Genomic DNA, 23313 nt, shown 5'->3' on the forward strand with positions numbered 1-23313 from the left:
CCCCTACTCGTTCAGTTCATTCGCTTCGCCGCCGACAAAAGCGGGTTCGCGGCCAGCCAGAAGATCAACAAATGCTTCGAGCAGAGCGATGGTAAAGACAACCAGTCCAAAGGCCATGGCGGTTTGCGGGATCCACAGCGGGAACGCCAGAACGCCGGGCGAGGTATCGCCATACGAAAAGCTCTCCTCGGCCAGAACCGCCATCCACCAGGCGAAGTAACCGGCAAGATAAATCGCAGCCAACAGCGTGATCGCTTCCATTGTTCGGCGGACACGGCCTTTAAGGTGCGAAAGGACGATCATGACCCGGATGTGGGTGCCAGCGCGCAGTGCCGGACCAAGGGCTAGGAACGTACCGGCAGCAAGCGAGAACCCGGCCAGTTCATTGGCATCGTGAACGGCGATCCCGACAAGACGCCCCAAGGACTGGGCGAGGATCAGCAGCGCAATGATTACCAGGAACGCGGCCGCCAAAACGGCACTGAATTTGAATAAATAATCTAGCAGTCTGCGCACAGCAGTCCCCCTTTCCGCCAACGATCATCCCCAAAGCGACGTATCGTACCTAACGGACAGTAACATTAAAATGTGCGGATTGTCCGGGACCGAACGGAGGACGACAGCCGTCCGGCCCCGACAATTGGCAAGAACTGGTGCTTAGTTCTTGAACGCGTCGATGATGGCCTGGCCTTCATCGCCGGTTTTTTCCAGCCAACCAGCGACCATTTTGTCACCAGCTGCTGCCAGACCGTCTTTGAGTTCTGCACTCGGTGCAGCAACGTTCATGCCGTTTTCAGAGAGAATTTTCTTTTTCTCTTCGGCTTCTGCCATGCTCATTTCCCAGCCGCGGGTTTCGGCTTTGGCAGCGGCTTCAAGAACAGCAGCCTGAACGTCAGCAGACAGGCCATCGAATGCGCTTTCGCTTACGATAACCATGTTTTTCGGAAGCCATGCCTGAACGTCATAGAAGTTCGAAACAAAGTCCCATGCCTTGGAGTTGGCACCGGTCGACGGCGACGTGATCATAGCTTCGACAATGCCCGTTGCAAAGGCGGTCGGGATTTCCGGAACTTCAACCTGGGTCGCGACCATGCCGGTCAGCGATGCCAGTTCGGACGTGGTGGCGTTATAGGCGCGGAACTTGACACCATCGAGGTCAGCAACGCTGTTGACTTCGTTTGCGGTGTAAAGCCCCTGTGCCGGCCACGGAACAGCATAAAGAACTTTAAGACCGTCTTTTGCGAGGGCTGCTTCGATGCCTTCGCGCGATACTTCCCAAAGTTTCTTGGCGTCTTCATAAGACGTCGCAAGGAACGGGATCGCGTCAACGGTGTAGATCGGGTTTTCGTTGGCCAGCAGCGAAATCAGGGTTTCGCCGATCGGCACCAGCCCGCGCTGAACCGAACGTTTGATGTCAGCATGCTTGAACAGCGAACCACCTGAATGAACGGTGATGCTCAGCTCACCACCGGATGCTTCATTCACATCCTTGGCAAATTCGATGATGTTCTGGGTGTGGAAAGTCGCGTCAGGATACGGGGTTGCCATGTCCCAGGTTTCTTCAGCGGATGCAAAGCCGGCTGACATGGTGATCGCTGCGACTGCGACAGTCGAAAGTGCTTTTTTCAACATTTTTCAAGTCTCCCTGTGTGTGATGCAAGCCGATACACGTTATCGCGTATCGAGACTCCAAAGTAGCCTCCCGACACATTGATCACATTTTGCCGACAAATTGTCAACTTTAATTCATAGCAGATATGCACAATCCGGGAAACAACACCGGGAGACCCACCTGCGTGAACCCGCAAAAACCGACCATTCGTCTGATATTTTTGTTGTTATTGTTGTCTGCCGGGGGCATTCAACTAGCGATCAAACAAATAACAAGTGGGGAAAATCCAATGTCTGATCTTTCGGGGAAGTCTGTCTGGATTACAGGTGCCGGTAGCGGCATCGGTGAAGCAATTGCCAAATCTCTGGCGGCTGGCGGGGCGCACGTTGCCCTTTCGGCGCGGCGCGAAGAGACACTTCGGCAAGTTGCAGATGACATTGCGGCAAGCGGGGGAAAAGTTGAAATTTACCCGCTCGACATCAGTGACAGCGACAAGGTTTTTGAAACGGTTGCGAAAATCAAAAGCGCGATGGGCAAAATTGATGTGCTGATCAACTGTGCTGGTGTGAACACCCCGAAACGGCATTGGCGCGATCTTGATATCAAAGACTGGCAGCGTATCGTCGCCGTCAATCTGAACGGTGTTGCCAACACCGTTTGCGCGACCCTGCCCTTGATGCGCGATCAACAAGACGGACTGATCATCAATGTTGCGTCGTGGGCCGCAAAGCATGAATTCCCGGTCGCAGGCCCGGCCTATATTGCATCCAAGCGCGGTGTCGTAGAGTTGTCCCACAGCATCAATCAGGAAGAACTGCACAATAACATCCGCTGTTGCTGCATTTCGCCGGGCGAGGTTGCCACCCCGATCCTTCAGCAACGCCCGGTACCGATACAACAGGAAGAACTTGATCGTCTTTTAAAGCCAAGCGATCTTGCAGAAATCGTGACTTATGTCGTCGGGGCCCCCATGCGGGTCTGCTTCAACGAAATCGTGATGTCCCCGACCTACAACCGCACCCTGTTACCTATTCAGCCCTAGGTGTTTCTCCCTGCACATCGGGGATACGAGGGACAAGCCTTGGCGCCGGTATCAGCAGCGCGAGTTACATCGCGCTTGCTGCACGTGATGCCTGGTCATAGACGCCGGAAATTGCGCGAAGGGTCTTGGCGACATCCCCGACTTCCTCGCTATTGACGCCAAGCCGCTGGAAAGTCTCAATCAGGCAATCCTCGCGGACCTGACGGTATTTCTCGCACATTTCACGGCCGTCCTTGGTGGTCGCGTAATGCACTTCCTTGCCGCGTTTGACACCCTCGACCAGTCCGAGTTTGCGGAGCTTTTTAAGGGAATAGTTCACAAGATGGCTGTCCTCGACATTCAGGACAAAGCACACTTCAGACAGGCTTTTTTCCCGTTCACGGGAATTGACATTGTGCAGCACCAGAATATCGAGAACCGACACATCGGGCATACCCGCCGCACGCATGCACCGCACCATCCAACGGTTAAATGCGTTGCCTGACAGGATTAACGCAAATTCAAGTTCCGACAGTTCGGCTGCGCGTTCCGAGACAAGATGTGACGATGAGACGATACGTGTTTTATCAGCCATCCGACGTTCCCTGTAATGCAGTATTCCCGGTCACCAACATAGGTTCCGACCAGGTTCATTGGAAGTTTGTCGGCATTTTATCGCGATAAAGGCGACAAGGTAAAGCCCCTGCCGCCTTATACTTATCGGCAATTCACCGTTAAAGTGTGCGCATCCGTTCGAGAAAACCATCAATCTGCGACCGCAAATCACCGCTTTGTTGACCAAGGTTGTTGGCCGAAACGTTGACGTTGCCAGCGGCTTCGTTGGTTTCATTGACAGCTGCAGACACCCCTTGCATGGCAGCCGAGATTTCCTCTGTCCCGGCGGCGGCCTGTTCGACGTTCTGCGAAATCTCGCTGGTGGCGACAGTTTGCTGTTCAACCGCGGCCGCCACCGCAGCTGCGCGTTCGCTGATGTCTGAGATCATTTTAACAATCTCGTCGATTGCATCGACGGCAAGGCTGGTGGCCTGCTGGATATCATTGATTTGGGATGTGATTTCCTCGGTTGCCTTGCCCGTCTGATTGGCAAGGTTTTTCACCTCGCTTGCGACAACTGCGAAGCCTTTGCCAGCGTCCCCCGCCCGGGCGGCCTCAATCGTTGCATTAAGCGCCAGCAAGTTGGTTTGCTCAGCGATATCACTAATCAGGCTGATGACTTCGCCAATCTTGATCGCAGAATCATTAAGCCCCTGAATATTATCATTGGTATTGCGCGCCCGCTCGGTTGCGGACTGTGCCATGGTTGACGTTTCCGTGACCTGACCGGAAATCTCGTTGATAGAAGCCGAAAGCTCGGTTGCGGCCGTGGCAACCAACTGCACATTCGAAGAGGCCTCTTCGGCACCGGAAGACACCGCCATCGACTGGTTGGTTGCTGTCTCAGCACTGTTACGCAATACGTTCGACACCTGATGGAGTTGCTCCACCGCTATTCCGACATCTGCCATGACGGCAACCACCGCCTGATCGAATTCCTGAATATAGCGTTCCTGAGTCTCCATGCGTTTGCGGCGTTTTTCGTCTTCGGCCTTTTGCGCCGCTTCAAGCTTGATGCGTTCGATACCGTTTTCGCGGAACACCAGAACCGCACGCCCCATCTCGCCAATTTCGTCCGCCCTCTTTACTTCGTTGATATCGACATCAAAGTCGTTTTCAGCCAATCGGGTCATTTTGTTGGTTAGACCGCTGATCGCGCTGACAATCGCGCGCGCCAACAAGAACGAAAGCCCCATCAACGCCAGAACACCGATTGAATACATGATGACCGAAACTGTCAGACTGGTTTCTGCAATGCTGTCAGCTCTTTGCTTTTGGGTCTGTGCGATTGCGCCAATCGACTGACTGAGTTCATTAAGGATCGGCTCAGCCTCGGCATAATAGTCGGACAAAAAGCCGAGCTCTGCTTCGCGTTGCAGGATCTTTTCAGACAGCGCCTTGAAGTCAGCGACATATGACTTCATCAAGTCGGTGATTTTATCCTGCTCGTCGGCGGGAATGTTTGAGGCGGCCAATGCCGGTCCGAACTCGGCAAGGCGGTCATCGATCCGACCGACATATTTTGGATCAAGGCGTGCAAGAAAGTCCTTCTCGTGGCGGCGCATCATCAACATGATTACGGTAAGATTGTCGGCGTTATATTTCTTGAGCGCCTCTTCGACATTGTGCACCGAGGAACGTAACCGTCCCAGAAGCCCCTCTTCCTCGTTCAACCCGATTTCTCGCTGCAAACCGACAACCACCGAAAACTTGGCGTCATAGTTGGCAAAGGCTGTCACAATTTCCTGGAGCTGTGCATCAAAGGCGTTCAGTTCCGGCGCCTGTTCAAGTTGCTCGAGGCCTGCATTGACGTCTTGGACGACACTGGCATGCTCGGAAACATATTTTTCATCCATGCGCAGCAGGAAATCCTTTTCCCGCCGACGTGCATTCAGAAATTCACGCGAAACCGCATCAGCAACCAGTTTGTTTTCCAACGCACTCTCGGCGACCTCTTCGGCGGCCCGTCTTTGTTGCTCGGCAATGAATTGCACAGCACCAACGACGATAAAGATCAAAAGTGCCACCCCGCCGATCAGCGATATCTGATAGAGAAGTCTCATACGGGAAAGAAAGTTCATCTTGGCCCCCAAGAAGTTACCCCGCCTTTGCCACAGCTTGTCGCCTGCTGGCATCAGCGCAGGTTTCTATTCAACAACGAAATGAAGACACCTATCGCGCCCGCCAGATCAAATCGGGGGAACCTTGCCCCATATGTCGGGAAACCATTTCGGCCTCTAAGCCTTGGCAAAACATAATTGATGCTTGCCCGGTGCCTGTCTCTTACTCAACTGAATCACATTTGGTGTGAGGCACAACAAAACAAGAGGAAAGATTGCTCTTTCCTCTTGTTGCAGTTGCAGACGTGAAATGATGCTTGTTGCAGGCGGCCTATGAAATCGAGCGCATCCTTGCAAGGAAGTTATCGATACGTTCACTCAGACCATCACTTTGACGACCCAGGTTATCGGCCGAACCACGCACATCATCGGCAGCCTCGGTGGTTTCTGCCACCGCCGACGAAACCCCCTGCATGGCGTTCGAGATTTCGGTGGTTGCCGATGCGGCCTGTTCGACATTCTGGGAAATCTCGCTGGTCGCAACGGTCTGTTGTTCGACGGCGGCCGCCACCGCAGATGCCCGTTCGCTGATATCCTTGATCATCTGAACGATGCTATCAATTGCATCGACGGCCGACTGTGTGGCTTGCTGGATATCATTGATCTGGCTTGAAATGTCCTCGGTCGCCTTGGCGGTCTGATTGGCAAGGTTTTTCACCTCGCTTGCGACCACGGCAAAGCCCTTGCCGGCATCACCGGCACGGGCGGCTTCGATCGTGGCGTTCAGGGCCAGAAGGTTGGTTTGCTCGGCAATATCGCTGATCAGATTGATTACTTCGCCAATGCGGACTGCGGCCGCATTCAGGCCCTGAATGTCGTCGTTGGTTGTCTGGGCACGATCACTCGCCGTCGCCGCCATTTTCGAAGTATCGCTGATCTGGCCAGCAATCTCGTGGATAGAGGCCGAAAGCTCCGTCGCCGCCGTTGCAACAAGTTGCACGTTTGACGATGCTTCTTCACTGCCCGCAGAAACAGTTGTCGACTGTTCATTGGCTGTGGCTGCGCTGTTGCGCAGAACTTCGGAGACGGAATGCAGCTGTTGAACGGCAGTCCCCACTTCGCTCATCATTGCGACGACATCATCGTCAAATTCGCGAATGTGCTGTTCCTGCTTTTCAATGCGCTGACGCTGTTTTTCGTCAAGTTCGCGTTGCTGGGCTTCAAGCTTTTGCCGCTCCAGACCGTTTTCGCGGAAGACAACCACGGACCGGCCCATTTCGCCGATTTCATCCTTGCGGTCGGCTTCATCCAGTTTGACGTCAAAGTCGTTCTTGGCCAACCGGGCCATCTTGTCGGTCAACCCGGTGATGGCCCGCACGATGGCACGCGCAAGCACCATCGACATCAGGATCATGATGATCGCACCGGCGATAAAGATCGCAAAGGTAACCTGAACCCCGCTATGAGCGATTTGTTCGGCACGTTGTTGCATGTTTTCGGCAACGGTTCGGACTTCATTGCCCAATGTTTCCAGAACCGGCTCGACCGCCGCATAATACGCGCTGAGGCGTTCCAGGGATTGTTCACGTTCAAGAACGGCATCGGCAAGGGTTTTGAAATCCGCCAGATACGAATCCATCAGCTTGCCAAGCTGCTGTTTCTTTTCATCCTGAATGCTGCCGGCGCGCTCAAGTGCAGCCGAGAACTGCTTGGAAGTTGCTTCGACACTTTCGACATAGGCCGGATCCAGACGGGCAAGAAAATCCTTTTCATCGCGGCGCATCTGCAAAACCGCAATCGACAGGTCCTTGGTGCCACTCAGTCCCAGCATCGCTTCAAGCTTGGCCACTTCTGCCAAAGCAGTTTCGACTTCGGATGCAGCACTTCGCATTTCGCCAAGCAAGCCCGAACTCTCGTCCAGACCAACCTTGCGCTGCAGTTCAACGACAGTGGCGAATTCCGACACATAATTATCGACGGCTGTCTGAACCTGCTCGACCTGCTCAAGAAGGCCGCCAAGTTCTTCACGCGCGGAAAGCTTTTCCAGACCGGTCCGGATTTGCGCGGCGGCTTCGGCATGGGCAGTGACATATTCCTCGCTTCGTCGAATAACAAAATCTTTTTCGTGGCGACGCGCATCGAGGAACGCACGCGAGACAATGCTTACCGTCTGGGAATCCTCACTCGCAGCCTTGGCGATCAATTGCGCTGATTGGCGCTGTTGATCGGCAACGAATTGCGTGATGCCGACAATGGCGAAAATCACTAGAGCAACGATGCTCAGCAGCGAGATCTGGTAAACCAGCTTCATTCGCGACAAGAAAGACATGCTTCCACCCTCATTTTCCGGTTCTTGGTTTTATATTTTGTTTTTCAGAACCATAAAACATTCTACCATCAGTAGATATATAAAGACTAAAGTATAGACTAATTACTAATTCACTCTACCTTTGGCGAAAATTCCCACAAATTAGGTCATTTCTTTTCGTCGTCTGCGCACTATGTTTGTGCTTTGCGCGGGTATTGGTACCGATTAATCACCTATCCATTCAGCCAATCGACCGCACCGGATTACAACAAACAGGATGAAGATCACCCATGAGCATCTGGGGCAAAATTATTGGCGGAACTGCAGGCTTTGCCCTGGGCGGACCATTGGGTGCAATTCTCGGCGCGGCGGCCGGTCATGTCGTTGACAAGATCAAAAGCAATGCACGCGGGCCTCAAATTGGCGGGCATGATCCCCGCCAGATCGCCTTTGCAACCGGTGTGGTCGTGCTGGCCGCCAAGATGGCCAAGGTTGACGGCCATGTGAGCCGCGATGAAGTCAACGCCTTCAAACGCGTATTCCACATCCCGCCGGGCGAAGAAAAGAATGTCGGCCGCATCTTTGACATGGCGCGGTCGTCGTCAGACGGGTTTGAGGTTTATGCCCATCAGATAGCCACCATGTTTCGCGGTGAACGTGCCATCCTTGAAGGTGTGCTTGAGGCACTTTATCAAATCGCCATGGCCGACGGCGAACTGCACCCGGCCGAACAGGATTACCTTAAAAAGGTCGCCCATATCTTTGGCTTTGCCGAGGTCGACTTTGAACGGGTTCATCATGCCTTCACCGCGTCAGACGGCCCGGATCCCTATGAGCAACTTGGCCTGACGCGTGAGGCCAGTGACGATGACCTGAAATCGGCCCATCGGAAATTGTCGCGCGAAAACCATCCAGACACCCTGATGGCCAAGGGCATGCCGCCGGAATTCATTGAACAGGCCAACGAGAAGATGGCGCGGATCAATGCGGCCTGGGATCAAATCCGCAAAGAGCGCGGCATCCGCTAGCGCGTTCGATCTTCTCGATTATCTCTGGCAAAGTTGATTTCCCTTGCAACGTTGCGCGAATTGCTGTTTGCAGGGGGCCGGTCATTGTGACCCTGTTTTGTTTTCAAACTTGTCGGTTTTTCCATGGCGCCACCGCTGATCAATATTAATGACATTCACCTGACCTTTGGCGGGAATGATCTGTTTTCTGATGTGTCATTTGCCATTGGTGACCGTGACCGCCTGTGCCTTGTCGGGCGCAATGGCGGCGGCAAATCGACTCTTTTGAAAATCATCGCCGGTGAAATCGAACCCGATGGCGGGGAACGCTTTGTTCAGCCGGGCTGCAAGGTGGCTTACCTTAATCAGGAACCGAAATTCGACGGCTATGACACGGTCGAGGATTTTGTTCTTTCGGCCCTTGATGACCATGAACAGGATTACGCCTATCGATCCGACATGTTGCTGGCATCGGTTGATATTGATCCGAAGTCGGACCCCAAACAGCTTTCGGGTGGTGAAGGCCGCCGGGCCGCGATCGCGCGGGCACTGATTGCGGATCCGCAGGTTCTGTTGCTTGATGAGCCGACCAACCACCTTGATTTGCCGACAATTGAATGGCTTGAAGGCGAAATCAAGAATTTCCGCGGTGCTGTTGTGGTGATCTCGCACGACCGTGCTTTCCTGAATGCCGTATCGAATGGTGTGTTGTGGCTTGATCGTGGTGTGATGCATCAGGGTTCGATCAACTTTTCCCAGTTCGAGGAATGGTCCGAGGAAATCTATCGCAAGGAAGCCGAGGAACGCGCCAAGCTTGATAAGCTGATTGCGCAGGAAACCGTCTGGTCGGTGCAGGGCATTTCAGCCCGCCGCAAACGGAACCAGGGCCGTCTGCGCCGCCTTTATGATATGCGCGCCCAGCGTTCCCAACAGGTTGACCGCATCGGCAACGTGTCGCTTGCGGCCGACGCTGGTGAGACATCCGGCAAGGTCGTGATCGAAGCGACCGATATTGCCAAATCATTTGGCGACCGTCAGATCATCTCTGATTTCTCGACCCGCATTCTGCGTGGCGACAAGGTTGGCATTATCGGCCCGAACGGGGCTGGTAAAACCACGCTTTTGAAAATGCTGACCGGTCAGATCGAACCTGACAGCGGCACGATCAAGATCGGCACCAACCTTAATCCAAGCTATTTCGATCAGAAACGCGCTGCCCTTGATGACAGCAAGACCCTTTGGGATACGCTGTGTGATGTTGGCGGCGATCAGGTTATGGTGCGCGGCAATCCGCGCCATGTTGTCAGCTATCTGCGTGACTTCCTGTTTGATGAAAAACAGGCGCGAAGCCCGGTTGGTGCGCTTTCAGGCGGTGAACGCAATCGTCTGTTGCTGGCCAAACAATTGGCCAAGCCGACCAACCTTCTGATCATGGATGAGCCAACCAACGATCTGGATATGGATACACTGGATCTGCTTCAGGAAATGCTGAGCGACTATGAAGGCACGCTTCTTCTGGTCAGCCACGATCGTGACTTCCTGGATCGCGTTGTGACATCATCTATCGTCATGGAAGGCGATGGGACGGCCATCGAGTATGCCGGTGGTTATTCCGATTACATCGCCCAACGCAGACTTTCGCGCGCCGAGGCGGCCAAGGAAGAAAAGGCAGCCGCCAAACAGGTCAAGAAGGCCGCACAGGCAAGCGCACCGAAATCAAAACCGACAGGCAAGCTGAGCTATAAAGATCAGCGCGAATACGACAATCTGCCTGCTGCAATAGCCAAACTGGAAGCGGAAATCGCAACCCTTGAGGATGCGCTTTCTGATAGCAGCCTGTTCACCAAAGACCCGAACGGTTTCCAGAAAAAGGTTGATCGACTGGATGCTGCGCGCTCAGAACTTGAAGCATCCGAGGAACGCTGGCTGGAACTTGAAATGCTGCGCGAGGAACTCGGTCAGGGCTGACCAGGCTGGCGCGAATTTCAAAACAGTTTAGGCATGAGTTGAAAACAACTCATTTGTGCTTTGGGCTGAAACATCGGATCAAGGGACTGGAACCCGTCTAAAAAACTTGGGCGGGTGTGCGTATCTATCTGATATTCTTGGGGTCATTATTGCCCCTTATTGCCGAAAGGCCCCGTCATGCCGATCAAAGCCGTAATTATGGCCTTTTCCGTCGCCGTCATTTGGGGCGTGAACATGCTGACCGTCAAAGGGGCGGTTGGTGAAATCCCGCCCTTCATCCTGACGGCGATGCGTTTTGCGGCTGTGGCGATCCTGTTGATCCCGTTTACGCAAGTTCCGCGCGGCCGTTTTGGCAAGCTCGCCCTGATTTCGGTGACCTTTGGTGGTCTGCATTTCGGGGTTCTGTTCTATGCCCTTTCAATGATTGATGCCGGGCCGGTCGCCATTATCATTCTGTTGGGCGTGCCGTTTTCATCGATGCTTGCGACCTATTTCTTTAATGACCGGCTGGGCTGGAAACGGCTTTCGGGTATGGCGCTGGCGTTTATCGGTGTCACCATCATGTTCTGGGACCCGACCATGACCGAACTGCAATTGCCACTACTACTCGTGGTGTTTGCATCCTTCATGTGGGCGGTTGCCAATGTCATGATCAAGAAGCTTGGCGACATTGATACCTTCCAACTGAATGGCTGGATGGCGCTGATGGCGGCCCCGCAATTGCTGATCATGTCCCTGATCTTTGAACCGAACGGGTTTGAAGCGGTGATGAACGCAAGCTGGGTGGCCTATGCAAACCTTGCCTTCACGGTCGTGATGTCATCGATTGTTGCGTATGGTTTCTGGTATCATTTGCTGAAGACGCAGGATGTGAACGTTGTTGTGCCCTGGACCCTGTTGGCACCGGTGATCAGTGTGATGGGTTCGTTCCTTGTGTTTGACGAGCCGTTTTCGCTGCTTAAAATCATTGGGGGCACAGTCGTTCTGTGCGGTGTCGCGGTCATCATGCTGCGCAAGCCGGTCCAACGCAAAGCACAGGGAATGGATTGATCCTCATGGGGGAAAAGATCACCAGAACGCGATCAGCGGGAAACATCATTTCCCGTCCCTCCCCCAATTTCGGTGATCGTCCGGATGGATGCCCGACTGATATTCTGGTCCTGCATTACACCGGCATGCAATCGGGTGCCGACGCACTTGAACGCCTGTGTGATCCGGAAAGTTCTGTCTCAAGCCATTACCTGATCGAGGAAGATGGCCGTATCTTTCAGCTGGTTGATGAAGACAAGCGCGCCTGGCATGCGGGGCTTGGCATTTGGCAAGGCTGCCAAGATGTGAATTCCCACTCCATCGGGATCGAAATCGTCAATCCGGGACATGAATATGGCTATCGCCCGTTTCCGGAAATCCAGATCAAATCCGTCATAGATCTGACGCAAGACATCCTTGCCCGTCACAACATCCCCGCCAGCCGCATTATCGCCCATTCCGATATGGCCCCGGACCGCAAGGAAGATCCGGGTGAACTGTTCCCGTGGCAACAGCTGGCCGAAAACGGCGTTGGATTGTGGCCCGGATGTCATGGCCTTCCAGACATCAGTTCCGGCATTTCCGGCGCGGCTGTCAGCCCGGATGAGTTTTATCGCCTGCTTGAGGCGATTGGCTATGGTCCGGCAGACAGCGACGAAGATACAGACAAACGGACCATCGCGTTCCAACGTCATTGGCGGCAAAACGACATTTCAGGCAATGTTGATGGCGAATGCATTGCCATTGCCAAGGTGCTTGCCAGCGCGATCACCCGCTAGGCATCCCTGCCCGCACTGCTTTTTCTTGACGCCATCCTTGATGTGACCTACATCCCGATCACCAGATGGCCGGATGGCTGCCCTGATTGCTTGCAATCGGGGAGGAAAGTCCGGGCTCCACGGAAACACGGTGCCAGATAACGTCTGGCGGGGGCGACCCTAGGGAAAGTGCCACAGAGAGGATACCGCCGGATCGCGCAAGCCATCCGGTAAGGGTGAAAGGGTGCGGTAAGAGCGCACCGGTCCTTCAGCAATGCGGGACGCATGGTAAACCCCACCGGGAGCAAAACCTAATAGGAATGGTCGGCCGAATGCTTCGGCATTGTCGGCAGGTGAGTTTTCGCACCACCATTCGGGTTGGTTGCAGGAGGCGTTCGGCGACGGACGTCCCAGATGAATAGTCATCCAGTGCGGTTCGCCGCATGGACAGAACCCGGCTTACAGGCCATCTGGTATTATCTTTTCAGACAGAAAAAAGGCGATGACAGTTTCCCGTCATCGCCCGGATCAAATGCCTGCGATCAAGAACAGCAGGTTAGCCGCGCTCGGCAATGGATTGCGCGAAATACTTGTCTACTTCTTCCTGCGTGCTTTCGGGGATATCGGACGCTGTCTGATCCTTGATCATCTTGCCCAAGGTCGGCAGCGTTTTGCGTTCGATCCGAGTTTCCGGATCCCAAAGCTTGGAACGCATCAGCGCCTTTGCACAATGCAGGAAGGCTTCCTCGACCGTGATCTTGATCGCGGTAATCGGTGCCCTGGGCGTGTCGGTAAACAGCCCCAACAAAGCCGGGTCGGTGCTGATTTCAGCAACACCATTGATGCGCAGCGTTTCGTTCACGCCCGGCACGAAAAACAGCATCCCGACTTTCGGGTTGTCGACAATGTTTGACAGGGTATCAACCCGGTTGTTTCCCGGACGATCGGGCATCACCAGCGTTTTGTCATCAACAACCTTGATGAAACCCGGGCCATCGCCACGCGGGCTGACATCTGCATTGCCATTGGTATCTGACGAGGAAATGACCGCAAAGGGCGCAAGCGATATGAAGTGCTTGCAGTGCGGATCAAGTGCCGGCAAACATTTGCTGACAGCAAGTCCAAGCGGTTCTCCGTAAATGGCACGGAGCTTTTCCTGAGTATCGATTTTGGTCATTGCAGATTACCTTTGGCGAGAAACGAGGGCAGAAACTGCTTTAGTTGCGAACGCAAGTCAATTGCCGATTAGTCCGCAATAATTTCTGCGGCTGTTTTCACCGCTGCAAACTCGCCATTCAGGCTGGCGAGTGCAACATCGTGAACCATCTGGGCCGGGAAAACCCGCCCGTCTGGCAAACTGCGATCAAAGGTCGCACAGGCATCAGCGGCAATGGTGACATCAAATCCAAGGTTGGCTGCCATGCGAGTGGTTGTGTTCACGCAATGATCCGTGGTTATCCCGCACAGAACCAGTTTCGAAATGCCTTGCGCACGCAGATCGGCCTCAAGGTCCGTGCCGATCAGGGCGGAATTGACGTTCTTGCCATAGACCGGCTCATCATCCTTGGGCGCAAGACCCGGCTTGAAAGCGTTACCGGGATGATCGGGATGCAGGCGCGATTGCGGCTCTGTCGAATTGTGCTTGGCATGAAACACAGGCCAACCTTTGGCGCGCCAGTGTGCGAGCAGTTTTTCGCCGTTGGCTTCGGCGTCGGGGTTGTTGCGATTTCCCCAATAACTGAGGTCATCAAATCCCTTCTGCCAATCAATCAGGATCAGGGCGGTCTTGCTCATTTGTGGGGCTCCGATATTTGGTGAATGTGCCGGTCAATCTAGCAGCGCAAAGACTGTCTAAAAGGACAGAAGCCCCACGCATTTCGCCATTTGGCCTAAAGCCATCCTTTGCGCTTGAAATACAACAACGGCAGGACAGCAGACAGCACCATCAGGCCGATTGCGACCGGATAGCCGAACTCCCACCCCAGTTCCGGCATGAATTCGAAGTTCATGCCATAGATGCTGGCAATCAGGGTCGGTGGCAAAAAGGCAGCCGCGGCAACCGAGAAGATCTTGATGATGTTGTTTTGTTCAAGACTGATCATGCCAAGCGTCGCATCCAGCAGGAAGGTCACCTTGTTGGCGATAAAATTGGCGTGCTCGGTGATCGAGACAATATCGCGTGACAGGATCTTGAGCCGCGCCTTGGCATCCTTTTTAAGCCGCGCCTGTGTTGAGAGGAACAATCCCAAGCGATGCAGGTTCAAAAGGCTGTCCTTGGCCTTGCCCGACAGGTTACCGGTACGCCCGATCTGACGCAGGGTTTCGCGGTGATCCGCATCCGAGCTATTCTCGTCGGGGCTGATAAAGACCTGATTGGACAGGCCTTCAAGATCGGTCGCTGTTTGCTCCATCAGGTCGGCAAGTCGATCAACAATCTGTTCAAGTAGACCAAACAGAACGGCCTCGGCGCTATTGGCAAGCGACGGACTGCGCTTAACACGACGGATGAAGGTCTTGAACGGTACTGGATCGGCATAACGCACGGTGATCAGGGTCTTTTTGACCAGAATAAACGTCACCGCCGTGGTTTGCGGCGCATCGGTGGTTGCCTTGGTCAGAACCGAAACCGTCATGAACAACGCACCGTCTTCGTCATACAAGCGCGATGACAGTTCGATTTCCTGCATTTCTTCGCGCGTCGGTATTTCAATGCCAAAGCGTTCTTCAATCTCGTGAATTTCATCGGGCGTCGGGGCATGCAAATCGACCCAAACCGGAAGGCGTTCGGCCTTGGCAGCAGCCGGTTTGGCGCCAGATTGCTCAGACGGCGTGTTTGTGGCCTCGGCTGCCTGTCCACTGTCACCAACTGCGCTATCAGAAGCAGCCGGACTGGCGGTATTGCCGCTGTCGGTGTTTGCGCGCACCGGGGCAAAGAATTCGTTGGTGTCCATGAGCCTCTCCGTCTCTTCCGGCTTGCCGATGGTTACGGATGCCAGTTTATTGAATGCTTGTCATGTGATGAATGCGTTTCCAAGCAACTCAGCCCTAGAATGGCAAAACCGTCTGGAACGAAAACGGATCAATATCCGCCGCCGCTCCGCGCTTCTCATCATAGGTCGCATGCACCTGCGCCATGAATTCTTCCTTGGTGATCATCTTGTCACCATCGGCATCAAATTCCGGAAACAGCAATTCAAGTCGACGGCTTTCGGTACGCAACCTTTGTCGATTGGCATCCGAAGAACCCGGCAATTTTTCAACCGCGGCAAATTCGCGCGCCACCAAAACATTATCGCCCGTGATATCGCGCCGCCGGAACATCCAGCTGGCATATGCGGCAGCCTCATCCGCGCTGATACGACCATCCTGGTCGATATCAACCGGGTGGTATTGTTCGCGATAGACTTTGACCTGTTCTGGAATGCCCGATGGGGCGACGCCCGCGCCACCATTTTGCTGGGCAAGCGCCTTTGCAATTGCCTCGTTCAGTCCGGGGATGTTCGACACACCGTCGCCTGTCATACCGGGAACGCCGGCACCTGCACCGGAACCATCCCCATTCAGGCCATTCAGCCCCGAAAGCCCGCCCAGTCCAAACTGAGACATCAGTTCCGGATTGTTTTGCAGTTGTTGCATGATCAAGGGCAGCAATTCACGCATCTGCGGCGATGAAACTTCGGGCGAATTTGATCCGCCACCGGCCGGGTCAAGACTGAGCCCCTGTGCCGTGGCCACCCCACCCGTGACCGGGTTTACCCCGGGAACCAACGCGGCCCAGGAAAATGCACAACCCATTAATAGAATGGCAGCTTTTATCCGCAACAATCGCATCCTTCGTTTCACTGACGCTGCCCCGCGCCAGAAGACCACGCCCCATTCGGGGGTATTTTCATTCGCGATGGCCGATTAAGACCATCAGGGATCATTTCGACATTTTGCAGGAGTTTGCCCGCGCATCAAACCCGATTGGCCATCAAATCGCAAATTGTCTTCGACAACCCCATTCAAATCCAATTCTTGAACTGGTCCATCAAAACCCAAATTCCGGTTTTTCGATGGTCTTCCCATGGGTCCCCATGGAACCGAATTGGGATTTTATGGGCAGAAGATGGATCGCCGCTGGTTTTCCCGCATTTTGGGCCGATTTCAGCCTTTCCGCATATACCGCGGAAACCCTCGGGAAGTGCCAAAACGTCACATTCTTGCCCATCAAATCCCATTGACCCCCATCATTTCCCATGGTACCCCATAAAGAGGCACAAATTCCGTGCCATGCGGGGCATATCCATTTCGGACACACCACAGTCGCAAGACAGCCCATCAGGGCCAGTGTTCTGAGATCGGTTTTTTGATCAGGGGAATGGCGAAGTGCTGTTCACAGGGACGCACATTCACAAGCTGGACCGGAAGGGACGCGTATCCGTCCCCAAACGGTTCCGTGCGGCCCTCGATACCGAAGAATTCGCCGGCATCTACCTGTATCAATCCCACAAGGAAAGCGCGCTTGAAGGCTGCAGCCACAGCCATATGGAGCGCATTGCCGCATCGCTTGATGAACTCGACATGTTTTCTGACGAGGCCGACGATCTGGCAGACACCATCCTTGGCTCCTCGCATATGCTTCCTTACGACGGCGAAGGCCGCATCATTCTGCCCGCAGAATTGATCGAGTTCGCACGCATCGAAGATCAGGTCGCCTTTGTCGGCCGTGGTCGCACCTTCCGCCTGTGGAACCCTGACATCTTCAAGCCCCTGCAAGAAGCCAGCCGGACCCGCACGCTTAACCGTGGTGCGACATTGAAGCTCAAACCGATGAGTGAACTCCCCAAAGGTGCACGTCCCGGCACCGCAACGGAGGAGGACGCATCATGAGCAGCAACGATCTAAGCTTTGCTACCGAAGATCGTCCGCACAAGCCGGTCCTGCTCCGCGAGGTCCTAGAAGCCCTTGCACCGCGTGACGGCGAGATCATGGTTGACGGTACATTTGGCGCAGGCGGTTACTCCCGCGCCATTCTTGACTCTGCCAACTGCGAACTTTACGGCATCGACCGCGACCCGACCGCTGTTGCCACCGGCAAAAAGCTTGAAGCCGAATATGACGGCCGCTTCCACATGGTCGAGGGCTGCTTTGGCGATATGGCCAAACTTGTCCCGGCGGCAGGTGCGCAGCAGGTCGATGGTATCGTTCTTGATATCGGCGTTTCATCCATGCAGCTTGATCAGGCGGATCGCGGATTTTCGTTCCGCGAAGACGGCCCGCTTGATATGCGCATGTCGATGTCTGGCCCGACGGCGGCCGATTTCGTCAACACCGCCGAAGAAGAAGACATCGCCAATGTCGTTTACCGTTATGGCGAGGAACGCGCATCGCGCAAGGTCGCGCGCAAGATTATCGAAATGCGCGCAGAGGAACCCTTTACCACGACATCCCAGCTTGCCCGTGCGGTGCGCTCTGTGGTTCGCAAATCCAAGGACGGCATTGATCCCGCCACGCGGACGTTCCAGGCGCTGCGCATTTATGTGAATGACGAACTTGGCGAACTTGAACGCGCCATGGGTGCCGCCGAAACGTTGCTGAAACCGGGCGGCCGTCTGGTGGTTGTGACCTTCCACTCGCTCGAAGACCGGCAGGTCAAAACATTCATGAAGGAACGCTCTGGCGATCCAAACAAGATGTCACGTCGCCTGCCCGGTGAACCGGAAGTCGCCATTCCGACCTTTACGACAATTACACGCAAGGCCGTCACCGGTCAGAAAGATGAAATTCGCGCCAACCCGCGCGCACGTTCGGCAAAACTGCGCGCTGTTGCGCGCAACGACCAACCGGCTACATCGCAGGGAGGTCGCAAATGACCCGTGCGGTAACCATCATTGGCCTTGTTTTGACCATCCTGATCGGCACCGGCACCTATTGGGTCAGCCATCAGGTCGAACGTCTTGAAAAACGTTATGCAGATATTCAGTCCGACATTCTGGCCGAACAGGAAAGCATCCATGTTCTTCAGGCCGAATGGAGCTATCTGAACAATCCGGAACGTATCGAACGCCTGTCCAAACAGTATCTGAGCCTTGCCCAGATTGACGTGCTTCAGATGGCAAGCATTGATGACCTGCCCGAAGACGCCGATCTGCATCAGTATCGCATCAACAAGTTTGGCGAGGCAGTTGCCTTCATGCCCGTCCCGCGCGCCCGTCCGGGTGATCTGATGTATGACGAGGCGGCTGATACCATGATCATTGATGCCCCGTCCATCGCAACCGAAACGGGGGGTGCACAATGAGCCTGACCCGTTTTTCATACTGGCTGCGTGGCGACCGTCCGGAACTGGGCCCGGATCAGCGCGAACGCCTTGCGCTTGAAACCGCGCGCAACCGTATCTTTATCACCGGCGCGATGTTCATCATCGGTTTTTGCTGGATCACCTATGGTCTGATTGATGCATCGGTTCTGCGTCAGGGCAATGAACCGGCTGTTGCGTCGGGAACCGATACCCGTGAACTCAAGACCGAGCGCGCCGATATCGTTGATCGCAACGGCATGTTGCTTGCGACCGATCTTCCGACCAATTCGCTTTATGCCGATGCCCGTGTCGTCAAGGACCCGGTTGAGTCCGCCGACCTTTTGTTGACCGTATTGCCTGATCTGGACCGCGATTCACTGATCCGTCATCTCAGTTCGCGCAAGGCATTCGTCTGGCTGCGCCGCAACCTGACGCCGGAACAGCAATATGACGTCAACTCGCTTGGCATTCCGGGATTGAATTTCCAGCGTGAAGAACGCCGCGTTTATCCGCATGGGCGTCTTCTGTCACATGTTCTGGGCTTCACCGACATCGACAATAACGGCATCGCCGGGGCCGAGCGCGAATTTGACAACGAATTGCGCATCAATAACGGCCCGCTGGAACTTTCGCTTGATACCCGCGTGCAATACGCGCTTGCCGAAGAAGTCGAAAACGCGATGGAAACCTACAGCGCGGTTGGGGCGGCAGGCCTTGTGATGGATGTCTATACCGGCGAAGTCGTTGCAATGACATCGCTTCCGAACTTTGACCCCCATCGCCCGGGTCAGGCACCAGCCGATGCGCGCTTTAACCGATCCACGCTTGGCGTTTACGAAATGGGTTCGGTGTTCAAGCTGTTTAACACGGCCATCGCCCTTGAAACCGGCACATCGACGCTGAACTCGGTCTATGACGCGACTGAACCGCTGGCAATTGGCGGGTTCCGCATTCGTGACTATCACGGCGAGAACCGCTGGCTGACCCTGCCGGAAATCCTTGTTCACAGCTCGAACATCGGATCAGCCCGCATGGCAATGGCCTTTGGCGGCGAGACCCAGCAAAAATACCTTAAAAAGCTTGGCATGCTCGACAAACCGCAGATCGAGCTTCCTGAAGTTGGCGGACCGCTTGTGCCCAATCCGTGGCGCGACATCAACACCATGACGATTTCATTCGGTCATGGTCTGGCCGTGACCCCGCTTCAGGTTGTCAGTGGCATTTCCACCCTTGTGAATGGTGGTATTCGCCGCCCTGCGACCATCCTTAAACAGGACGGCGCACCGGCAGGTGAACGTGTATTTTCCCAGAAAACGTCGGAACTGCTGCGTCGCCTGATGCGACTGGTCGTAACCGACGGTTCTGGCAAGAACGCCGAAGTGGCGGGTTACTTCCTTGGCGGGAAGACCGGCACTTCGGAAAAACTCGTGAACGGGCGCTATGTCAAGAACGCCCGCATGTCGACCTTTGTCGCCGCCTTCCCGATGCAGGACCCGAAATATGTGGTTCTGGTGACGCTGGACGAGCCCAAAGGCACTAAAGAAACTTATGGATTTGCCACAGCAGGTTGGGTGTCCGCCCCTGCTGTTGGCAAGGTTGTGACACGTATTGCTCCCCTTTTGGGCATTGAACCGGCGAATGCGAAGGCGCCGGAGATTGAGCAAGCGCTGCAGATCGAACTTCGTAAGGGGGAACGCAAACTTGCGTCTTTCTGAGCTCATGGCAGGTGATCAAGCGGCATTGAAACATGCCGAAGGACAGGACCCGGATATCACGGGCCTGACAGCAGACTCACGCACCGTGAAGGATGGCTATATGTTTGCCGCCCTGTCCGGTGCACGTGATGACGGTTCCAAGTACATCGCCGATGCGATCAAGCTTGGTGCCGCGGCCATCCTTGCAAAGGATGGAACGCCAAGACCGGCAGCCCCCACGGTGCCACTGATACCAGTGGAAAACCCGCGCAAACGTTATGCCCAGCTTGCCGCCCGTTTCTATGGCAAGCAGCCGGCAAACATCGCGGCGATCACGGGTACCAACGGCAAAACATCCACGGCGATCTTTACCGAGCAGCTCTGGACCATCCTTGGCAACATGTCGGGATCGATCGGAACACTTGGCATTCGGGCCGCTGGGGCAAAAATCCCCGGTTCGCTGACGACGCCGGATCCGGTTGCCCTGCATCAAAGCCTTGATGAAATGTGTGGCATTGGTGTTACCCATGTCGCGATGGAGGCAAGTTCGCACGGGCTTGATCAATATCGCCTTGATGGCGTGAAGGTCACCGTTGCCGCCTTCACCAACCTGTCGCGTGATCATCTTGATTATCACGGCACGTTCGAAAAATATTTCGCCGCCAAAGCCCGCCTGTTCTCGGACCTTCTGGTTGCCGATGGTACGGCTGTGCTGAATGCCGATGTTGAACAGTTCGATCTTCTGAAAAAACTCTGCGCCAAACGCGGCGTGAATGTTCTGTCCTACGGCGAGAACGCCGATGACATCAAACTGATCAAGGCAACACCGGACAGCACCGGCACCAAGCTCCGCCTGATGGCAAACAAGGGCGAATACAACATTCACCTGCCGCTGATGGGAAGCTTCCAGGTGATGAACGCACTGGCAGCCCTTTCTATCGTGGTGGCATCTGGTGCCGACCTTGATCAGGCAGTTCTGGCCCTTGAAAAACTTGAAGGTGTTCGTGGCCGTCTGGAACTGGTTGGCAAGACAAGCTTCGGCGCACCGGTATTTGTTGATTACGCCCACACGCCAGATGCCCTTGAAACCGTGATCAAGGCGGTCCGTCCGCATTGCAAAGGCCGCATCGTTTGTGTATTCGGGGCCGGTGGAGACCGTGATACCGGCAAACGCCCGTTGATGGGGCAGGTTGCGCACGATTTTGCCGATATTGCCATCATCACCGATGACAATCCGCGCAGCGAGGACCCGGCCACCATTCGTGCCGCCATCAAGGCAAAGTGCGAAGGTGCTGTTGAGATCGGTGATCGCGCCGAGGCCATCAAACGCGGCATTGGCATCCTGCAGCGTAACGATGTCCTTATTATTGCCGGAAAAGGCCATGAAAGAGGCCAAGTTGTCGGCGATACGGTTCTTCCATTCGATGACGCATCTGTCGCCCGCAGCATTCTTGCAGGTGGCAACTGAACATAAATACCGTTACGGCGCTTTGGCCGTGATGGCCTGACCGGAAAGAAAGTGACGTTATGACGAAGGCTGTTTTATGGACGGCAAAGGATGCCGAAACCGCAACCGGTGGCAAAACCATCGGGGACTGGACGGTAGCCGGCATTTCAATCGACAGCCGCAAAGTCAGCGAAGGCGATCTTTTCATCGCCCTTAAAGGCCCGAATTTCGACGGTCACAAATTCGCTCAGGCCGCCCTTGATGCCGGTGCACATGCCGTCATGGTCTCGGATGCCAAGGGCATCACCGATACCGACAAGGTTCTTCTGGTCGATGAGACGATGGCCGCCCTTGAGCGCCTTGGCCTTGCCGGTCGCGCGCGTAGCAAAGCCAAAATCGTTGCCATCACCGGCAGTGTCGGCAAAACCGGCACCAAGGAAGCGCTTAAATACGTGCTGTCCCAGCAGGGAAAAACCCATGCCAGCCCGGCCAGCTTCAACAATCATTGGGGCGTGCCGATTACTCTGGCGACCCTGCCCGCCGATGCCGACTTTGGCGTTTTTGAAATCGGCATGAACCATCCGGGCGAAATCAGCAAGCTTGTCAAAATGGTCAAGCCAAGTGTCGCAGTGATCACAACGGTGGTCGGCGCCCACACCGAATTTTTCAAGGACGAAGCCGAAATTGCCATGGCCAAGGCCGAGATTTTCGATGGCCTTGATCAGGATGGCACGGTCATTCTGAACCGTGACAACATGCATTACTTCGCCCTTGCCCGGCGCGCCAAGGAACTTGGCCTTGGCAACGTCAAATGTTTTGGCACCGATGCCATGGCGAACTATCGCCTGTTTGAAGCCAACATCGTCACCGATGGCAGTGCCGTCCGCGCACGTGTCGGTGGACGCGACCTTGAATATTTCATCGGCTGCCCCGGTGAACACTGGGTTCTGAATTCGCTTGCGGTTCTGGGATGTGTTGACGCGATTGGTGCGGACCCTGTACGTGCCGCGCAGGATCTGGCGGATGTTACGCCGCCTGCAGGCCGCGGTGAAACACACACGGTAAAGCTGCCATCCGGGAATGGCACCTTTACCCTGATTGATGATGCCTATAACGCCAATCCGACCTCGATGATGGCGGGGATTAAGGTCCTGTCACAGACCAAACCGGGTGACGGCGGACGCAAGATTGCTGTTTTGGGTGAAATGCGCGAACTCGGCGATATTGCGCCGAAAATGCATGCCGATTTGCATCAACCGCTGACCGCACTTGAAATTGATCGGGTTTACTCGGTTGGGCCGATGATGGCTGAACTCGACAAAACCCTGCCTTCCGAACGAAATGCCGGCCATTTTGAAACTGCCGAGGACGCAATTGAGCCGATTAAAGCCGATTTGCGCGATGGCGACGTGGTTTTGGTCAAAGGATCGCTTGGCATTTACGTTTCGAAAATTGTATCGGCCTTAAAATCCTGTGGCGTGGTGGAATAATCCACAACCGTAACAGGATAA

The 23313-nt window shown here is 54.8% G+C and carries 20 protein-coding genes and 1 other RNA gene; 12 read left to right on the forward strand and 9 right to left on the reverse strand.

What is annotated here, in order from left to right:
• Positions 1–3: 3 nt before the first annotated feature.
• Together AC5Q5A_RS08870 and AC5Q5A_RS08875 are read right to left on the reverse strand one after the other, a co-directional pair.
• Positions 4–516 carry a TRAP transporter small permease gene (locus AC5Q5A_RS08870; RefSeq protein ID WP_063088856.1) on the reverse strand — a complete coding sequence of 171 codons (513 nt, stop codon included), beginning with the start codon at positions 514–516 and terminating at the stop codon, positions 4–6.
• A 141-nt stretch (positions 517–657) separates the two neighbouring features.
• Complete coding sequence (locus AC5Q5A_RS08875; RefSeq protein ID WP_008889616.1) at positions 658–1632, reverse strand: TRAP transporter substrate-binding protein; 975 nt, start codon at positions 1630–1632, stop codon at positions 658–660.
• Positions 1633–1901: 269 nt separating this feature from the next.
• Here AC5Q5A_RS08875 and AC5Q5A_RS08880 point away from each other — a divergent pair, with 269 nt between their 5' ends.
• On the forward strand, positions 1902–2654 hold the full coding sequence (locus AC5Q5A_RS08880) for an SDR family oxidoreductase (RefSeq protein WP_493895013.1): 753 nt from the start codon (positions 1902–1904) through the stop codon (positions 2652–2654).
• A 64-nt stretch (positions 2655–2718) separates the two neighbouring features.
• Here AC5Q5A_RS08880 and AC5Q5A_RS08885 read toward each other — a convergent pair whose 3' ends face one another.
• The 3 genes from AC5Q5A_RS08885 to AC5Q5A_RS08895 form a co-directional block, all read right to left on the reverse strand.
• On the reverse strand, positions 2719–3228 hold the full coding sequence (locus AC5Q5A_RS08885; protein ID WP_063088853.1) for a winged helix DNA-binding protein: 510 nt from the start codon (positions 3226–3228) through the stop codon (positions 2719–2721).
• 139 nt (positions 3229–3367) lie between these two features.
• Complete coding sequence (locus tag AC5Q5A_RS08890; protein ID WP_493895014.1) at positions 3368–5329, reverse strand: methyl-accepting chemotaxis protein; 1962 nt, start codon at positions 5327–5329, stop codon at positions 3368–3370.
• Positions 5330–5639: 310 nt separating this feature from the next.
• The gene (locus tag AC5Q5A_RS08895) at positions 5640–7637 is read right to left on the reverse strand and encodes a methyl-accepting chemotaxis protein (protein ID WP_493895015.1); all 1998 of its coding nucleotides are present in this window, start codon (positions 7635–7637) and stop codon (positions 5640–5642) included.
• Positions 7638–7906: 269 nt separating this feature from the next.
• On the opposite strand from AC5Q5A_RS08895, the gene AC5Q5A_RS08900 reads away from it, so the two are divergent.
• From AC5Q5A_RS08900 to rnpB, 5 genes are all read left to right on the forward strand, one after another.
• Entirely contained in the window at positions 7907–8644 is a 738-nt protein-coding gene (locus AC5Q5A_RS08900; RefSeq protein WP_008889611.1) for a TerB family tellurite resistance protein, read from the forward strand.
• Between the two features lie 123 nt (positions 8645–8767).
• Positions 8768–10591: an ATP-binding cassette domain-containing protein gene (locus tag AC5Q5A_RS08905; protein WP_493895016.1), complete on the forward strand. Its 1824-nt coding sequence runs from the start codon at positions 8768–8770 to the stop codon at positions 10589–10591.
• 177 nt (positions 10592–10768) lie between these two features.
• Positions 10769–11641, forward strand: coding sequence for a DMT family transporter (locus AC5Q5A_RS08910; RefSeq protein WP_008889609.1), 873 nt, complete (start codon positions 10769–10771; stop codon positions 11639–11641).
• Positions 11642–11646: 5 nt separating this feature from the next.
• Positions 11647–12399: an N-acetylmuramoyl-L-alanine amidase gene (locus AC5Q5A_RS08915; protein ID WP_493895017.1), complete on the forward strand. Its 753-nt coding sequence runs from the start codon at positions 11647–11649 to the stop codon at positions 12397–12399.
• A gap of 61 nt (positions 12400–12460) precedes the next feature.
• An RNA gene (gene rnpB, locus AC5Q5A_RS08920) (RNase P RNA component class A) lies at positions 12461–12856 on the forward strand.
• Positions 12857–12934: 78 nt separating this feature from the next.
• Here the strand turns inward: rnpB and AC5Q5A_RS08925 are convergent.
• The 4 genes from AC5Q5A_RS08925 to AC5Q5A_RS08940 all read right to left on the reverse strand — a co-directional run bounded on the left by AC5Q5A_RS08925 (position 12935) and on the right by AC5Q5A_RS08940 (position 16146).
• Complete coding sequence (locus tag AC5Q5A_RS08925) at positions 12935–13555, reverse strand: pyridoxamine 5'-phosphate oxidase family protein (protein ID WP_008889607.1); 621 nt, start codon at positions 13553–13555, stop codon at positions 12935–12937.
• A gap of 68 nt (positions 13556–13623) precedes the next feature.
• Positions 13624–14172 (reverse strand): cysteine hydrolase family protein, encoded by a 549-nt coding sequence (locus tag AC5Q5A_RS08930; RefSeq protein WP_493895018.1) that lies wholly within the window; start codon positions 14170–14172, stop codon positions 13624–13626.
• A 95-nt stretch (positions 14173–14267) separates the two neighbouring features.
• Positions 14268–15329, reverse strand: coding sequence for a magnesium/cobalt transporter CorA (gene corA, locus AC5Q5A_RS08935; protein WP_493895019.1), 1062 nt, complete (start codon positions 15327–15329; stop codon positions 14268–14270).
• A gap of 94 nt (positions 15330–15423) precedes the next feature.
• Positions 15424–16146: an EF-hand domain-containing protein gene (locus AC5Q5A_RS08940; RefSeq protein ID WP_493895020.1), complete on the reverse strand. Its 723-nt coding sequence runs from the start codon at positions 16144–16146 to the stop codon at positions 15424–15426.
• A gap of 600 nt (positions 16147–16746) precedes the next feature.
• Between AC5Q5A_RS08940 and AC5Q5A_RS08945 the strand changes: the two genes are divergently transcribed.
• Genes AC5Q5A_RS08945 through AC5Q5A_RS08970 form a run of 6 tightly spaced genes read left to right on the forward strand, consistent with a single transcriptional unit; the run spans position 16747 to position 23292 of the window.
• A complete protein-coding gene (locus AC5Q5A_RS08945) occupies positions 16747–17250 on the forward strand; it encodes a division/cell wall cluster transcriptional repressor MraZ (RefSeq protein WP_210514201.1) in 504 nt (167 codons plus the stop codon).
• Positions 17247–18233: a 16S rRNA (cytosine(1402)-N(4))-methyltransferase RsmH gene (gene rsmH / locus AC5Q5A_RS08950; RefSeq protein WP_493895021.1), complete on the forward strand. Its 987-nt coding sequence runs from the start codon at positions 17247–17249 to the stop codon at positions 18231–18233. The genes AC5Q5A_RS08945 and rsmH overlap by 4 nt, the downstream gene beginning before the upstream one ends.
• Positions 18230–18661 (forward strand): cell division protein FtsL, encoded by a 432-nt coding sequence (gene ftsL, locus AC5Q5A_RS08955; RefSeq protein ID WP_493895022.1) that lies wholly within the window; start codon positions 18230–18232, stop codon positions 18659–18661. The genes rsmH and ftsL overlap by 4 nt, the downstream gene beginning before the upstream one ends.
• A complete protein-coding gene (locus tag AC5Q5A_RS08960; protein WP_008889600.1) occupies positions 18658–20376 on the forward strand; it encodes a peptidoglycan D,D-transpeptidase FtsI family protein in 1719 nt (572 codons plus the stop codon). Before ftsL ends, AC5Q5A_RS08960 begins: the two co-directional genes overlap by 4 nt.
• Positions 20363–21823 carry a UDP-N-acetylmuramoyl-L-alanyl-D-glutamate--2,6-diaminopimelate ligase gene (locus AC5Q5A_RS08965; protein WP_120224489.1) on the forward strand — a complete coding sequence of 487 codons (1461 nt, stop codon included), beginning with the start codon at positions 20363–20365 and terminating at the stop codon, positions 21821–21823. The genes AC5Q5A_RS08960 and AC5Q5A_RS08965 overlap by 14 nt, the downstream gene beginning before the upstream one ends.
• A 59-nt stretch (positions 21824–21882) precedes the next feature.
• Positions 21883–23292 carry a UDP-N-acetylmuramoyl-tripeptide--D-alanyl-D-alanine ligase gene (locus AC5Q5A_RS08970; protein ID WP_493895023.1) on the forward strand — a complete coding sequence of 470 codons (1410 nt, stop codon included), beginning with the start codon at positions 21883–21885 and terminating at the stop codon, positions 23290–23292.
• Positions 23293–23313 lie beyond the last annotated feature (21 nt).

Source organism: Thalassospira sp. CA1, assembly GCF_059052855.1.